This is a genomic window from Photobacterium kagoshimensis, from assembly GCF_050337045.1.
GTDB lineage: Bacteria > Pseudomonadota > Gammaproteobacteria > Enterobacterales > Vibrionaceae > Photobacterium > Photobacterium kagoshimensis.
Genome location: NZ_JAKJSO010000015.1, coordinates 250328 through 265869, shown reverse-complemented (window position 1 = coordinate 265869; position 15542 = coordinate 250328). Strand labels below are relative to the sequence as shown.

Annotated in this window: 16 protein-coding genes; 2 read left to right on the top strand and 14 right to left on the bottom strand. The window is 43.0% G+C overall.

Annotated features, from left to right (window positions below):
- Positions 1-44: 44 nt before the first annotated feature.
- The 4 genes from L4C35_RS14595 to L4C35_RS14580 all read right to left on the bottom strand — a co-directional run bounded on the left by L4C35_RS14595 (position 45) and on the right by L4C35_RS14580 (position 4107).
- Complete coding sequence (locus tag L4C35_RS14595) at positions 45-1154, bottom strand: NAD/NADP octopine/nopaline dehydrogenase family protein (RefSeq protein ID WP_428463570.1); 1110 nt, start codon at positions 1152-1154, stop codon at positions 45-47.
- 193 nt (positions 1155-1347) lie between these two features.
- Positions 1348-2283: a LysR family transcriptional regulator gene (locus tag L4C35_RS14590; protein WP_428463569.1), complete on the bottom strand. Its 936-nt coding sequence runs from the start codon at positions 2281-2283 to the stop codon at positions 1348-1350.
- Positions 2284-2516: 233 nt separating this feature from the next.
- Positions 2517-3131 (bottom strand): putative ATP-dependent zinc protease, encoded by a 615-nt coding sequence (locus tag L4C35_RS14585; RefSeq protein WP_428463568.1) that lies wholly within the window; start codon positions 3129-3131, stop codon positions 2517-2519.
- An 88-nt stretch (positions 3132-3219) separates the two neighbouring features.
- A complete protein-coding gene (locus L4C35_RS14580) occupies positions 3220-4107 on the bottom strand; it encodes a phosphotransferase (protein WP_428463567.1) in 888 nt (295 codons plus the stop codon).
- Positions 4108-4481: 374 nt separating this feature from the next.
- Here L4C35_RS14580 and L4C35_RS14575 point away from each other — a divergent pair, with 374 nt between their 5' ends.
- A complete protein-coding gene (locus tag L4C35_RS14575) occupies positions 4482-5426 on the top strand; it encodes a YeiH family protein (protein ID WP_428463566.1) in 945 nt (314 codons plus the stop codon).
- A 285-nt stretch (positions 5427-5711) separates the two neighbouring features.
- Positions 5712-6470: a class I SAM-dependent DNA methyltransferase gene (locus L4C35_RS14570; protein WP_428463565.1), complete on the top strand. Its 759-nt coding sequence runs from the start codon at positions 5712-5714 to the stop codon at positions 6468-6470.
- 122 nt (positions 6471-6592) lie between these two features.
- Here L4C35_RS14570 and L4C35_RS14565 read toward each other — a convergent pair whose 3' ends face one another.
- From L4C35_RS14565 to L4C35_RS14520, 10 genes are all read right to left on the bottom strand, one after another.
- Positions 6593-6814: a hypothetical protein gene (locus tag L4C35_RS14565; protein WP_428463564.1), complete on the bottom strand. Its 222-nt coding sequence runs from the start codon at positions 6812-6814 to the stop codon at positions 6593-6595.
- A 161-nt stretch (positions 6815-6975) separates the two neighbouring features.
- On the bottom strand, positions 6976-7662 hold the full coding sequence (locus L4C35_RS14560) for an ABC transporter ATP-binding protein (protein ID WP_428463563.1): 687 nt from the start codon (positions 7660-7662) through the stop codon (positions 6976-6978).
- Between the two features lie 14 nt (positions 7663-7676).
- Complete coding sequence (locus L4C35_RS14555) at positions 7677-8957, bottom strand: ABC transporter permease (RefSeq protein ID WP_428463562.1); 1281 nt, start codon at positions 8955-8957, stop codon at positions 7677-7679.
- 1 nt (position 8958) lies between these two features.
- Positions 8959-10176, bottom strand: a complete 1218-nt coding sequence (locus L4C35_RS14550; RefSeq protein ID WP_428463561.1) for an ABC transporter permease — start codon at positions 10174-10176, stop codon at positions 8959-8961.
- Positions 10173-11501, bottom strand: coding sequence for a TolC family protein (locus tag L4C35_RS14545; protein ID WP_428463560.1), 1329 nt, complete (start codon positions 11499-11501; stop codon positions 10173-10175). The genes L4C35_RS14550 and L4C35_RS14545 overlap by 4 nt, the downstream gene beginning before the upstream one ends.
- Positions 11494-12630, bottom strand: coding sequence for an efflux RND transporter periplasmic adaptor subunit (locus tag L4C35_RS14540; RefSeq protein WP_428463559.1), 1137 nt, complete (start codon positions 12628-12630; stop codon positions 11494-11496). Before L4C35_RS14540 ends, L4C35_RS14545 begins: the two co-directional genes overlap by 8 nt.
- Before the next feature lie 182 nt (positions 12631-12812).
- Positions 12813-13463 carry a YdcF family protein gene (locus L4C35_RS14535; protein WP_428463558.1) on the bottom strand — a complete coding sequence of 217 codons (651 nt, stop codon included), beginning with the start codon at positions 13461-13463 and terminating at the stop codon, positions 12813-12815.
- A gap of 114 nt (positions 13464-13577) precedes the next feature.
- A complete protein-coding gene (locus L4C35_RS14530; protein WP_428463557.1) occupies positions 13578-14123 on the bottom strand; it encodes a YaeQ family protein in 546 nt (181 codons plus the stop codon).
- A 137-nt stretch (positions 14124-14260) separates the two neighbouring features.
- Entirely contained in the window at positions 14261-14557 is a 297-nt protein-coding gene (locus tag L4C35_RS14525) for a GIY-YIG nuclease family protein (RefSeq protein WP_428463691.1), read from the bottom strand.
- 201 nt (positions 14558-14758) lie between these two features.
- Positions 14759-15424 (bottom strand): YceH family protein, encoded by a 666-nt coding sequence (locus L4C35_RS14520; protein ID WP_428463556.1) that lies wholly within the window; start codon positions 15422-15424, stop codon positions 14759-14761.
- Between the last annotated feature and the right edge of the window lie 118 nt (positions 15425-15542).

Below are 15542 nucleotides of genomic sequence, written 5' to 3'. Positions count from 1 at the left end.
TGTGGGGTCAACGACCCCACTTTGGGTGGTTATCCACCTTCTTTTTATGCAACGAAATCCATAATTTCTTGAACTGACATACCCGATAGCCCCATTTTGTCTAAGGTCCGCCCTTGCTCAAAATAGTTAGTATCGTTGTAGGCATTATCAATGTGTAAACAAGACGTCACCATGGTCGTCGCTACGCCAGCTAGCTGACCAAACTCAAAGCAAGGTACAAGCAAGAAAGCTGCGTCTTCTGTTATGTAGCGGTTACCGGCAGAGTTTGGTGCGCTGTTTAGCTTGCCATGCGTTTCAGAGGTACGGTTAACCTCATACACGTTCTCACACTCCATTGCGTATAATGCGTTCATTGCTTCAAGTTCTGGCGTCAGCGTTAAGCCTAACGCTTTGCCCACTGCCTGGCGTTCTTGCTCCATGACAGCTGCTGCTTTTGCGGTAGAAATAGAGCAACAATCTTTGTAGTAATTAAACTGCCCATCGAAGTTTTCAAGCAGTCCCATATTTAGTGTGGTTAACAATGGGTGGCCGCCAAAGTTAATATTCTCTAAACCAGCACTAATTACGTTATCAAGCGCCGTCAAAGGCAATGGCATCACAGGTTGTAAACGCGCAATCGCCTCTTTCGTTTTACTCGCAGGGAAAGCGGCTACAGGTAAGAACTCTTTCATACCCAAAATAGCAAGCTCCGCAGGGCCAACTATACGTGTCGCCCAAGGAATAGAAATTGCGTCTACAAACGTAATATCAAGATCGCCATAACCTTGTTCTTGTTTGATACGATTAAGTACCAATGAGCCATAGTTACCTGGCATCAGCATGATGATTTGGCCATCACGCAAGTGCGGTAACATCTCAATAAACAGTGGTTCTTGAGCGAAAGATGGTACAGGTAAAATCAGTAAATCTGAGTACGCAATGGCTTGCTCTAACTCACGCGTAACCTTATCTATTGGTTGAAAACCTGCATAGGTAAGAGGTACATCGTTAAATGAAGATAACGCTTCTATACCACCACGCGCTTCAATATCAGCCAACGGCTGATCAAAGCCTTTCGCACCAAATAAACAGACGTTCGCGCCTTGAAGAGAAAAGTGATAGGCCGCGGTTAGTCCTGCGTTACCAGAGCCGATAATAGAGACTTTATTAGCCATGATTTGTGTCCTTAATCTGGTTGTTTTTCCTAAAACCAGATTAAGGCGTTTCGCGTGCTTCTCGCCAATGCATCCCTTTACTACTGGTATGCAAAAAAGTAATAGCTACTTCACCAACTAGCGATAAGATTTTGATAAATAACACATTAAAAACACCCTCTCGCTATCAAGCAAACCCAAGCGGAATGTGACGTTACACATTATCGACAATATCCAGATCGCGCATCGGCCCTATTTTCAAATAAATATTCATCTCATCGGCTTGCAAGAGAAACTGCTCAATAAAATGCTCCGCATGACGATGAATAGGTTTTAAAGCCGGGTATAAAATATCGAATTCAAACGGTAAGCCAAACACAAGTGGCCGCATTACCACCGCTGGATGTTCACTTGCCATATGTGCCGTAAAAGGATCTGTTATTGCGATACCTATCCCCTCACGAACAAGCGCTGCAGCCGTACTGGCAAGAGAGACTTCAATATGCTCGATCGTAGACAAGCCATAGCGTCTTAATAAAGCATCTATACGTCGCTGAGTTATATCTTTCTCATGGCGGATCACCACCTGATCGGCAATGTCATAAATATCAATACTGCTTCTTTTGGCTAACGGAGAGTCACTTGGCAATAAACACACACATTCACACTCAACCCGCTGGGCTTTTACTCCCGCTAACGGCTCATCGATAAATGCAAAGCCAATATCTGTTGTTTGGCTTTGCACTCTGCGCATGACATCTTCAGAGCGGTAGGTTTTAAAGCCTACTTTTAACTGCTGCGATTGTTTTAAAAAGCTGGCAAGGATGCGAGGGAGAAAGGCATTCGATAATAAGGGCATAGCAGCAATATTAAGTGTGCCAAAATGATGAGACCGAATTGAATCAGCTGCGTTATCTAAGCCAGAAACAGCCTCAAAAACTTTTGCTACTTCAAGGTAAAAGGCTTGTCCTTCGTCACTTAACACCAAGCGGTTTCGTTGCCGTGTGAATAGCTTAAAACCCAATCGGTCTTCTAAAGCAGCCAGCACTCGACTTACCGCTGGCTGACTCAAATTCAGTCGTTCGGCAGCGGCGGTCACCGTCTGACATTCGACAACGGCACGGAAAGCATTTAATTGAGAAAGCTTCATAATTATTTTTAATAAGCACGGTTTAGAATGAGCGGCAGATTAGCAAACCTGTCAAGTAAGCGCTTTTACACAATGTGTAATCTGTGACTACTATTCCGTTCGTACTGATGAAATAAAGCTTCCCTGTGTTTTAGCCCTCAGCTTTGGACCTTGGCTTAGACTAAAAAAACAAAAAGAGCTCCAAGGAGCTCTTTGTATGGTTCATCGCAAATTAGCGGAAACTGAAAACAAAACTATTTCGACTTAGGTTGAACAAATTTACGATTTGCATCAATCACTGCAACATCTTGAATAAAATTCTCACCAAGAACAACACCGTTGCCTTTTACTAACATAAACTCTGTTCGCTCATTCAAATCAGCTAAGCGAGTACGCACTTTAACAATGGGTAAACGCTCTTTGTTACTTTTCACCCAGCGTTCAACAGGCAACTCGACCTCTTCTTTGCCCGCTTTAATTTTCACCCAGTCTTTGCCATCACGCTCAAACTCTTGAATATCAGACACGCCAATCGTCGACATTTTTACCTTGCTGTCGACCTTTACCTTCACATGTGTTTTCGCTGCGCCTAACCAAACAATCTCTTGGCTGCCTAAAATCAACTTTCCATCTTTTGTGGTGGTAACGGGTTTAGGCTTGGGTTTGGGCTTAATTTCAGGCGTGGGTTTCACCTCTGGCTTAACTTCGGGTTTTATTTCAGGTGCCACCTCGGGTTGAACTGGATCTGTGGGTTTAACTTCTGCCGGCTTCTCTGTTTCAGGAACAGGCTTAACGGGTTCTTGTATCGCTTGTTGTTGTGCACACCCTGCGAGTAAAAGAGCAAAAAGACCTACCGCGACTTTTTTCATTCACCTACACCTATTTTTATTTTGGTATTAATTCAATACTATGCGTGATGAGCGTTCAACACCAACCAACATGTAACAGAATGTCGGATTAAGCACATTCTTGATCATAACGTTTAAATTTATGGCTTATCCACGCATCATCATACCAACCGATATTCCGACTATGCTTGGCATCATCCCATAAACTTAAAAACCACCGCCTTAATTGATAGCCGTCAGCAAGCGACGCTTTCTTCATATAACGATCAGCTAAATTAAGATCAGGGCGTACATCGTATAAGTGGAAAACATCAAACTCACGATGTTTAAAACCGACATCACAAGGGTCGATTAACGCTGTCACTTTATAGGTTTTCGGATCAAACAAAACATTACCGATATGACAATCATCATGTACTAAAGACGATCCGTGATTAATAGGAGCTAAAACTTGCTGACGTGAATCCCACAGTTTTTCAAAATCACCTTTAAGCTGGCTCGAAAATGGAGACGCTGAACTCATAAGATAACGATAAACAGGAAACATCCAGTGTTCAAAGGCCTCGATTAACGTTGGAGAAAATGATTGTTCGTCGAGTTCAAAGCCTTGTTCGTGGCTGCATTCATGTAAAGCTAATAAGATATCTGTGTAATGTTCGCCAAACGTTTCAATGGCTTTTTTCTCAGGGGGTAATTCATGAGCAGATTGACCATCTAACCATTCCAACACTAAATAGTCATAGCCTTCATCACGCCCATAAAAGTAAATAGCAGGTACGGGACAATCAAGGATCTTAGTTAAGCGTTCAACACCTTTAATTTCTTTTGCCAATCGGCCTATTTCTTTTGAAAACTTAATCACCGCTTTTTGTTTACCTGCGGCAAGGAAGACAACACACCCATAAAATGTCTGCTCGGTTTGAACAAATGTCGCCCGTAAACCAAACAACTTTTTAAACGTAGATGACGCAATGCGTTCTAATTGTTGTTGATTCATAATATTCCTTTTAAGCGATTGCAATTGGTGTCATACCGACAAAACAACACCACATTCCGATTTAGAATAACCCACTGAAAAATAGCGACTTTCTCTGTAACCTATAAAAACAATGCAATAAAAAAACACTAATTGCTAGTTTTTTGAGTCAAAATCGTGATTTCCCATTTGTCGAACAAAACACAAATTAAGCGATAGATCACGAGAACTAAGAACGGCCCCTCCTCCCTTATTAAAGGAGGTAGCATCACGCCAATAACACGGAATATCGTTAGGTTAAGTTTTTTTTAACCCTAGCATCAATTTATTTAACTCAATGAAACTTAACCTCTCCCGTATACTTACCGCTATTCTCATCTCACATAACTTCACTCATGCAATTTGCTAAAAAACCTTTTGCTTTTCATAAAGCCGATCTTCCTTTTTATTTAATAGCCCTTGTATGCTTTTTCCCTATTATTAGTTCACCTGTTGCGCTTATTCTCGGCTTTACGCTTGCAAGCCTTGGCTTAATTCCCGAGAAACTTAATTTGGCAGGTTTTACTAAAAAGCTCTTAGCCTACTCGATTGTAGGCTTAGGCTTTGGTATCAACTTAAATGAAGCCATTGCAGCCAGCCAGCAGGGGTTAGGGATTATTGTTTCTTCCATATTCTGTACCTTAATTCTAGGTACTATACTAACCCGCTTGTTCAAACTGGATGTTAAAACTGGCCACCTGATAGCCTCTGGCACTGCAATTTGTGGTGGTAGTGCTATTGCTGCTGTAGCGCCCGCGATTAATGCAAAAGACGAACAAATTTCGTTAGCACTTGCGACTGTGTTTGTACTTAACTCCGTCGCGCTTTTTATCTTCCCTGCGATTGGCCATTTATTTGAAATGAGCCAGCACGCATTTGGTACTTGGGCTGCTATCGCAATTCACGATACATCGTCTGTAGTCGGTGCGGCAGGGGCATACGGGGATGAAGCATTAAAAACAGCGACAACCTTAAAGCTGGCTCGCGCACTTTGGATCATTCCTATTGCCTTTTTAAGTGGGCTAATGTTCAAAGGCGACAGTAAGAAAATTGCCGTTCCTTATTTCATCGTCTTTTATTGTGTCGCTATTGCTGTTGCCCATTTCCTTCCTCAGCTAAGCGATCTCTATAGTTTAATCTTTAGCGCATCAAAACGCTTACTTGTGGTATGTTTGTTCCTAATAGGTTCAGGCATTACGGTGCAAAAACTACGAGCATCAGGTGCTAAACCACTCGTATTAGGTATCTTACTCTGGATTGCGATTGGCGGTTCGTCTCTGACTTACCTGCTAATGAGCTAAGTGCCAGCCTTATTTAAAACGAGACAAATCCATAATAATAACGAGAGCACTTGCTCTCGTTTTTTATCAATTAAGCCTTATTTCACAACACCTGTTCACCTTACTACATTGGTTACTGAGTGCGTTATTACGTTAATTTCTTTGTTCATTTCTCTTCGCTTTAACCATTAGCCGCTCTCCATCGAAATCACTTGTCGTCACGACAAAAAATATACACTTCGCAAAGGGGCGCTTTTTACCTAGTATGCGCCTCCCTATTACCTATCAAAAGCGCGAACTGCGACAATGCAATCAGTCACTACGTCATCGAATGCTCTATACACCGACTTATCTTCTTACTACGATTTAATGTGTGCAGACATAGGTTATGAAGCGCAGAGTCATTATGTTCGTCGACTCCACCAATTATTTGGTAATGAGGGAAACACACACCTTGATCTTGCCTGTGGCACGGGCCCACATGTGCGTTACTTTATCGATTCTGGCTATCAAAGCTGTGGGCTTGATATCAATCAGCCTATGTTAGATATGGCACAAGTTCGTTGCCCTGAAGCAAGTTTCACTCTGGGCAATATGTGCGATTTCACGGTCGAGCAGCCGGTTGATTTAATTACCTGCTTTTTATATTCCATTCACTACAGCGATGGCATTGAAAACTTAAAAGGCTGTATTGAAAGTGCGCATAAAGCGTTAGCTGACGGGGGTGTTTTTTGTTTTAATTCAGTCGAAAAAAACAAAATTAATAATGCATCATTTGTGCGTCACTCTGCACAATTCGACGATAGCGAATTTGTCTTCAGTTCTGGTTGGCATTACAGCGGCGACGGTGAAAGACAGTCACTTAAATTGAGCATTGAAAAGACCACAGAACAAGTCACTCAATCTTGGCAAGATGAGCACGCTATGGTTGCTGTTGGCTTTGAAGAATTACAAGCTCTGCTAACGCCTTACTTCGATGTTCACGTGTTTGAGCATGACTATGACAAGATCATTCCATTAGGCAATAATGCGGGTAACGCTATTTTTGTTTGTGTGAAGCGCTAAAGATTTTATGTACGCCCCTTACCGAGACCAATGATGTTTGAAACATTCACTAAGGGGTTAGTATCACTTTTCAAAATGAATAAAGCATGTTTCTGCAATGATATGCGCGTTAGTTAGCAACACTAAGGTGTAATATCGAGTTTATTTTTATCGTTTTTTTTAAGATTAAACGCAAAACGTGCGTCCTGCGCCTTAGTTTGTTTTACTTGATTAAATTGCGGATGATTGTTCACCATATACACCAGTACAACAAAAGCGCTTAGATCTAATAATGCACTTACAAAACCCGTTGTCAGTAACGATCCCCCAACTAACGCAATAACTAAGCCTATCCCTTTATACATGTACTTTTCCCTACTTCTTTTTCAAGCTTGTGCTTTATTATTGAAAAAGAATCAGGAAGTAAAAAATACCGTTTATCTCTAACTAAGTCAGAATTAATCTAACTAGCTTTGTTGCCCCCTTGCTACTGAGTAATACGGTAGCAAGGGAATCACCAAGCAAATTAACTAACAGGTACTTCATCACTCACTAGCTTACCATCACGAATAGTGATAATTCGCTTAGTTCGTTGAGCTAGCTCTAAGTCGTGAGTGACGACAATAATAGTTCGCCCCTCTTGATGAAGCTGATTAAATAGCAACTCAATTTCAGCGCCTGATTTGGTATCGAGCGCTCCTGTTGGCTCATCGGCTAAGATAATTTGAGGCTCATTAACAAGCGCACGCGCAATGGCAACTCGTTGTTTTTGACCACCAGATAATTGGTTAGGTTTATGATCCATCCGATTACCTAAGCCAACTTTTTCAAGCAGTACCGCTGCACGTTTACGCCTTTCACGTAAAGACACACCACCATAAACTAGAGGCAAAGCAACATTGTCGAGTGCACTGGCATATTCCAATAAATTGAAGCTCTGAAATACAAAGCCAATTTTTTGATTTCGGATAGCGGCTAATTGATTACTGGTTAAGCCTTCAATCGACTCACCTTCCAGTAAATATTCGCCGCTACTTGCTTTATCTAAACACCCTAACATATTCATTAAGGTCGACTTACCCGAACCAGAAGGCCCTAGAATTGAAAGGAACTCGCCTCGGTTTATGGTTAGACTGACTTCATCAAGCGCTTTAACCACTTCTGCACCGCTTTGATATATCTTACTGATAGCTTGTAATTCTACTAATGACATAACTAAATTAATCTCTACTCGCCTTGCAGCGCTTCTAATGGTGTCACACTGGCAGCTTGCCTTGCTGGAAACCATGCAGCCAATAAACCAACAAGTGCTAACGCGCCAATCACGATCATAACAACAGCCAATGAAAGCTCAGGGACAGGCCGGCCGAGTTGTTCATACAAATAATTGCCTTCAATGGGGATTGCAGATAATGCCTCCACCGCAGATTGTGAAATCACTAAACCAATTACGCCTCCAAGGCCCATGGTTAGAAACGCCTGCACCAAATAATGCAGCGTAATATCCGTTGGCGTTGCGCCAATGGCCATACGTACACCAATATCACGGGTCGCTCGCTTCACAGAGGCATACATCACATTAGCAATACCAACGCCCGCCACTAGCAAAGTCACTAAGCCAATAATGCCAAGGAAGCTTTGAAGTCCGATTAAAAACGTCTTCATGGTTTTCTGGCGTTCTAGCATATCTTCCAATTGCACAATTTCAGTGTCTTGCAGACTCGCCCCATATTTACGACTAATCACTTGGCGAATAGTCTTCGCGAGTAGCGCACGATCACTCCCCTGTGCAGGAGAAACCTCTAACGCAGAAACTGGGGCATTGGTGTTGAAACGTTGCCAAGTGGTAAAGGGAATAAACACCGCATAATTAGCGGGTACACCTTCTCCAACACGCATCGCTGACGGTTTAAGAATGCCTACTATGGTAAAAGACTCTTCCCCTATTTTAACTGCCTTACCAACAGGTGATTCTTCAAGTTCAGGTAAGTTATCCCAGTCGGTGATCTCGCCTTGATAGAAAAGCTCAACTGCAACACTCTCACCCAACACGATGACTTTACGCTGCTCTTTCAAATCCAAAGGATTGAGCCAACGTCCACCATCAGCAATCGAAAAACCCATCATGGATTGGTAATTCGCCGAGACAGCCATTGGTGCTTGCCAACTCACTTGCTTGTTATAAATAACCTCTTTGTCCCATGTCACGACGGGTTCTGCGGCTTTAACAGCAGGCAAAGCACGAATAAGGTCGATATCTTCAGGGTAGAGTTTTAGCATCTTTCCTTGGCTAAACTGACCATAATTCATGGTCGCCATACCGCCCATAACACGGATCAATTTACCGTTACCACTTTCTGCATGACGCGTTAACCCTTGGCGCAGACCTTCACCAATCGAAAGCATTAACGCAATACAAATGGTCGCCCAAGCAATCGCAAGGATCATCAAACCAAGACGCAGTTTTTCTGCTGCCATTTCTTGGAATATCTGTCGAAATGGAATCATGCTACCCCCTTGCACTTAACGCGATAACCGGCGTTAATCGCGCGGCGCGACGAGCAGGAAACCAAGCAGCCAGTAGAGCAAGAATAATGGTGACACCTACCGTTAGCCACAATGACCAAGTGGTAATTTCAGGCTTACCCAGCCAACCGGGTAAACCAATGGCAAGCAGGCCTTCAACTGCGCCATAAGCCAGTAACACACCAACAAGACAGCCTAATCCCACCAGCAAACAACCTTCCGCAATAAAGTGATTTAAAATATCACGCTGTCTAGCGCCAATTGCCAAACGCACGCCAATTTCACGCGTTCGCTCCGTCACCGATAAGAACATGATATTCGCGACACCTAACGCGCCAACCGCTAATGTCATTACGCCACTGGCGCCAAGGAAGCTTTGGATCCCACGTAATAATGCATCAAAAAACTTCGCATCTTCGCCAAAGTTTGGCAGCCAGATAGCATTCGGATCAGCAGGGTTAAAATGTTCAATTTTTGCGAAGTAATGTTGCAAGCTTTTACGTAACAAAGCACCAGATACACCCTGGTGCGGTTTTACCCAAAGTTGTGACGGCTTGGCATACCATAAGTCTAAATAGGTTTTAGATGGGATGATCACTTGATTATCTTCACGGCGACCAAAGGCGCTCCCGCCTTCTGCTTGCTGAGTTAAGCCAACAACAGTAAAAGGCACGCCATTAATTTTCAGCTCACCACCGACCTGTAAATTAGCCTGCTTTGCCAACTGCCAACCAATAACAGCGACACGGGAGTGATTCGCCATGTCGCTTGGGTTAATGCCCCGCGAGCCAGGTTGTAAACGCACATTGCGTAATTCGGTGTAATACTGATCGGCGCCACGCACATAACCTGGAATCGTTCTTCCTGTTACGTCTGTAACACTCGCATCCCATTTAAAATAAAGGACAGAGACAGCATCTACTTCCTTATGTTCTACCAATTTACGAGCCGTTTCCTCACGAAAGGTAATAGAACGCCCTGCGGGAAGCCCTTGCCACGGTTGCGTTGTTTGACCATTCATCGCAAGCTGGGTATCACTCATCAATACTGCAAACGATTTAACGTTCACTTGATAAAAGCCCTCACCCAGCGCCACAAGAACAAGTACAGCCAAGATCCCCCAACTCACTGCAATCACGGCCAAGGCTGCCCGCAACTTATGTGCAAACAGCGTTTGGTATATTTGCTGAAGTAGCATCATGAATGTAGGGCCTTACTCACCATAGAAATCGCATTATCGTCTAACTGGCCCACCGCTTTTAGCAAGGCCGCTCGATTTTTCCAATACTGATAAAGTAAAACTTGCAGCGCATTTTTGCTGTCGAATAAACGATTATGAGCACGGATGACTTCAAGAGAATCGATTAAGCCTGCGCCATAAACAGATTGTTTGCTCGAGAGCACTTGCTGTCTAGAATTGACCTGCTGCTGCGCCATTTCAACGCGCTGCCAATCAAGCGCGAGTTTACGATAGCGAATTTGTACATCTTGTTTTAACTGAATCTCAACAGCGCGTACATCTTGTTTCGCTTGTAAAATCTGCAAAGAAGCTTTTTCTACATTGGCACTTGTTGATCCATTTAAATCAATGGGAACACTAAGGTTTAAACCTGCATACAAATCGTTATTATTCGATTTACTCTCATTGCGGTAGCCAACGTTGCCTTTGACGGTCGGGTAATACCCTGCTTTCGCAGTATCTTTATCAATTTGTGCGGCTTTTAGGTTTTGCAGAGCGACCAGTAATTCAGGGCTGTTATCCTTTGCCATTTTTAACCAATGTTGCTCACCGTTATATTTAAGCGGTGGCGCAAACAGGTGTTCTGCATTTACTTCATCAACCTGATCAGGCATAACATTAATCAAATTCGCCAAGGCTGCTTGATTATCGAGTAGTTGAGCTTTGGCCGTTAAGATAGAAGCTTGATCATCAACATGGCTGGCACGCGTATCCTCCAGATCCGTCGCCATTATTTTACCCGCTTTAAATCGCTGCTCAGTCAAGGCTAATAATTTGGTACTTTCATTGTATTTCTGCTCAGCGAGTTTCAAAGCGGCCTGTGACGATGCAACGTTCAAGTAAGCCGATATCACCTTTTCTGCTAATGCATTCTTTTGCGCTGAAGTTTGTAATGTTTTGCTCATTAAACGCACTTCACTCGCATCTAATGTTCGCCACTTTGTGCTATCCCATATCGTTTGTTCTAAACGAATCCCGTATTGCCCTGTGACTTCATCGCTATTCGAGTCACTCCAATTGGCCCCTGCGCTTGCAGCAACCTCAGGCAGTAATCCAGATCGAGAGCTATCGACATCGGCTTCACCAATTTGAACATCAATTTGTGATTTTAAATATTGTGGCTCATTGGCTTTAGCCGCGATCCAAGCTTCAGATAAAGTAAGGGCGCTAGCTGTAGGGCTAAACGCAGTCGCAGCCATGACAGAACAAGTTAACGCGACACCTGCCATCACCCGATTGAAGCGAACCGACTTTACCGCCAAAGTCCGCACATTACGATTAGGCATTCGGGGCTCCCATCATACTGGCATCCAATATCGCTTCACCTTCAGCAATACCTTCAATAACTTCAACATTAATGCCATCTGACAGACCAAGTTTAACGGGCTGAACACGGAAACCTAATTCACTATCATCAGGGATAAGTACAGACGGCGATTCACCCTCAAACTGCAATGCTCGCTCAGGAATTGTAGGAACATCCGTAACAGACTTTAAGGTGATCTTTGCCGTTGCGGAAAAACCAGAACGCACACGCAATGATTCAGGGAATAAGATCTTATCTATTTCGATCTGGAAACCATTATCAAAATTGCCGTTGGTCGCTTGACCATTCACAGCATTAAGCTTTTCAGATTGAACCGCGACTTTGTTTAAATTCGCTTCAACACTTACTTCAGGATAAGGCGCAAGCGTTAGGTTCGCCGCCATACCCGGTGATAACTGTGCGGCATCATGTTCACTCACACTGCCTTTAAAAATGATGTTATCCATGTTTGCCATCGACATCATTACCGTCGCTGCTTGATTGGACTCGGTCGAAATAATAGGCTCTCCCACTTCAACTAATACATTCAAGACAGTGCCAGTAATAGGCGCATAAATGGTTGAAGATAGCTTTGCCTTACCAACCGTCGATTCACCACTTTGAATAAGATCGAGGTTTTGTTTTTTCTGACGTAAATCAGCTTCTGCCTGACGCACCTCGGCTTTAGCGCCAATAAAGTCACCATAATTTTTAGGGATGACATTATTTTTAACAAGACCAGCTAAGTTGTCGTATTTCTGCTGCGCTGAATCCAGTCTTGCTTGGCTCGTCATAACGTCGGTTACGGCTTGCGTTAGCTTTTGTGGCGTTGGATTCGGTCTAATCTTAAACAGCGCTGTACCCGCCTCAACTTGCTCACCCGTTTGGTGATAGATCTCTTCGACGATCCCTTCTAATTGAGATTTGATTTGTACCGAATGTGCGGGAACAATTTTACCCACTGCAATCGCTGTCTTTTCAATATGACCTTGCTCAACAGTCAAGGTAGGTTGTGTCGCAGAAGAATCTTCTGCCGGTGTTTGCAAATAAAAATATCCACCAGTCGCTAATGCAATTGCGATAGCGCCTGAAATCCAACGTTTTTTCATAGTTATATTCGTAATGGCTTGGGTATATAAGGTTTATTGACCAAAAGGTCTGCGTGAAGTTCAAAAAAATAATACATCGTACAATTCGATATAGCTAGCCATTATATAAAAGCCTCCATACAAATGTTGAGGCTTTACATTAATTACATAATTTCGCTAGTAAAGATGCTTTTTAAGAATGGTTAACTTGCAGAAAGGAGGTGCTCTGAGAAACCAACATCAACCAAAGATTCGAATGCCTGCCAAACATCATCTGGGATAGGTTGTTCAATCGCGTAGTCTAGATCAGGATAAACACGGATACGTTGTAGATCGCCAAGCATAACGTTGATCAGATCACTGTAACTGATCACATCGTTTGGGTAATCATCAAAAGAGAGTTGTGGCGAAGCTAAGATACATTGTTTGTTCGGCCATTGGCGCATAAATGTCGCATAGGTACGACGCTCCATAAATGGCTTTTGCACAAGAATGAAATGATGAGGATCTAGCCCTTCATTTTCAAGTAAGGCTTGAGTAAATTGAATGTTCTCACCAGTGTTTGTCGACTGAGGCTCAACGAGAATTTTATCTTCTGGTACACCAAGGTCTGCCGCAATCTGAGCAAAATGTTCAGCTTCCGATCCTTCAAACATACCTTGAGTAAGCTCACCGACTCCACCCGAGAAAATAATAAAGGGCGCATAACCGTCTAAATACAGCTGCGCCGCATATTCAGCAACTCGAACATCATTGCTACATAACACAAAAATACAATCACTTTTGGTAAGTGCATGGCCTAATTGATGGTAATCCCATACCTTTTGCGCGAGTGCATGAAGTTGTTTTGCCATGTGATTTCCCTTTCCAAAAATTCATCTATTCTCACTTAATGTGAAAACTAAAAATGAAATTAAGATGACGTTGCCGATATTATTCGAACATTACAGATTATGTAAGTAAGGCTGTTAGCTTGCGCGTTTTAACCAAACAGGGGTAATTGCACAGCTACCTTTGCCAGCACTTAACCATGCTTGCTCACTTTCAATGGTTAACTGAAGTTGCATCGAGCGTTCTAGCAGAGCTTCCATTTCAGCTAAAGATTCATCTGCAATTTGCATGATCTCTAGATTTTTGTATACCGCTAGCTTTTGCTGATGCTGCTGCCACCATTGCGCTGTCGCATTATCACCATAAACAACAAGCAAGACTTGCTTGGCTTTATTACAGGATTTTTTAATACGCTTTTCATCTGGAAGACCGAGATCTACCCAAAGTTCGATTTCGTCACTGTAATTTTTATTCCACAACTCTGGCTCATCAACATCACTCAGACCTTTGGTAAAAACAAGATCTTCCGATGCTTTCAGACCCCAAGTCAGTAAACGTAACATCAAACGCTGTTCTGTTTCTGAAGGATGCTGAGCAATAGTGTGATTTACGTCTAAATATACGTGACGGTCAAGATCGGCAACATTGAATTGTGCCTTGTAGATAGTGGCTTTTAGCGCCATGAGAAAGTACACCTGAGAAGTTAATATCAGGAGTGTAGCCAGAATGGAAGGGTTAAGCAATTTCCATCTTATTCAGATAGATAAGCACGCACTTTATCAGCAAGGATCGAGCAAATATCCAGCAGATCACATACTATTTATTCATTCGTGACTAAGGTTAGTACATCCCACTGCCCTTGAATTAAGGCTTCTTTTTTGGCTTTTGTTAACCGTTTAATTCGATATTCTAACTGCATAGCAAGGCGCTTATCACCCACCTCTTGCGACCAGGCTAGCAAAAGTGGGCCCTTACCTTTTAAGGCTTTTGCCCCTTGCTTACCCGTTTGGTGCTGCGCAAATCGCCGTGAGACATCAACCGTGACGCCACAATACAAACTATTGTTACGCATCCGAATTAAATACACCGACCAGGGCTTTACCAGTGAACTCGCCACCACCTCTAACGGCGGGTTTTGGCTATCGAGCTCAGTTGCTATTGGGGGAATTAGCGATTTGGACACTTTCATTGCTCTATTGGGATTCTACTGTCGCTGTATGGACTATATGCAAGTAAAAAAACAAAAAGCTCAGCCAATTGCTGAGCTTTTAATGTAACAGGTCTGACTGTAAAGCTATGGTGCACGTCAGTAAATAAGTTAACTTGTTAGACTTTCAAGCATCTCTCGTAACTCGGCAACATCTTGTTTTAATGAAGCAACTTGCTCTTCCAGTTCAACAATACGCTCTTCTGAAACGGTTGGTTTTGTGCTTGCCGTTACAGGGGCGGCAACGACAAAATTGTCGACATCCACCTCTCCGCTAAACAAATGCATATAGCGGCAATCACGTTTCCCATTTTCACGCGGTAATTTAACCACAAATGGCCCTTTCGGATGTTCTGCTAAATGATCAAGTACCGCTTCGGCTTCTTTCACATCGGCAAATTTACATAACCGATTTGTACGCGTTCGAATTTCACCAGCAGATTGAGCGCCGCGAAGTAACATAACGCACACAGCCCCTTTCTCTTGTTCGCTAAACTGAAACGTACTGAATTCTGTATTACAAAAACGGTGCTGAAATTTAGCAACTCGGCTACCAAAGCCTGTGACTTCCTGAATGAAGTGACGCGATTTTAGTAACTCAATGGTATCAAGCACTTCGGCTTCTGTTAGCGCCATCACGGGTTCACGGCTGCTTTTTTGGTTGCAGGCTGTAGTGATAGCATTCAAGGTTAAGGGGTACTGATCGGGGGTAGTGACTTCCTTCTCGAGCAAACAACCAATCACACGTGCTTCATTTGGTGAAAAGTTAATATCCATCATCTATTCCTCTACCCTTTAATTTTCTAATTTCCATAAATTTTATGGAGATACCTCTAGACACATTAGCACGACGCTAGAACACAGCAAGCGCCAATTATTTTAACTGCTGAAAATT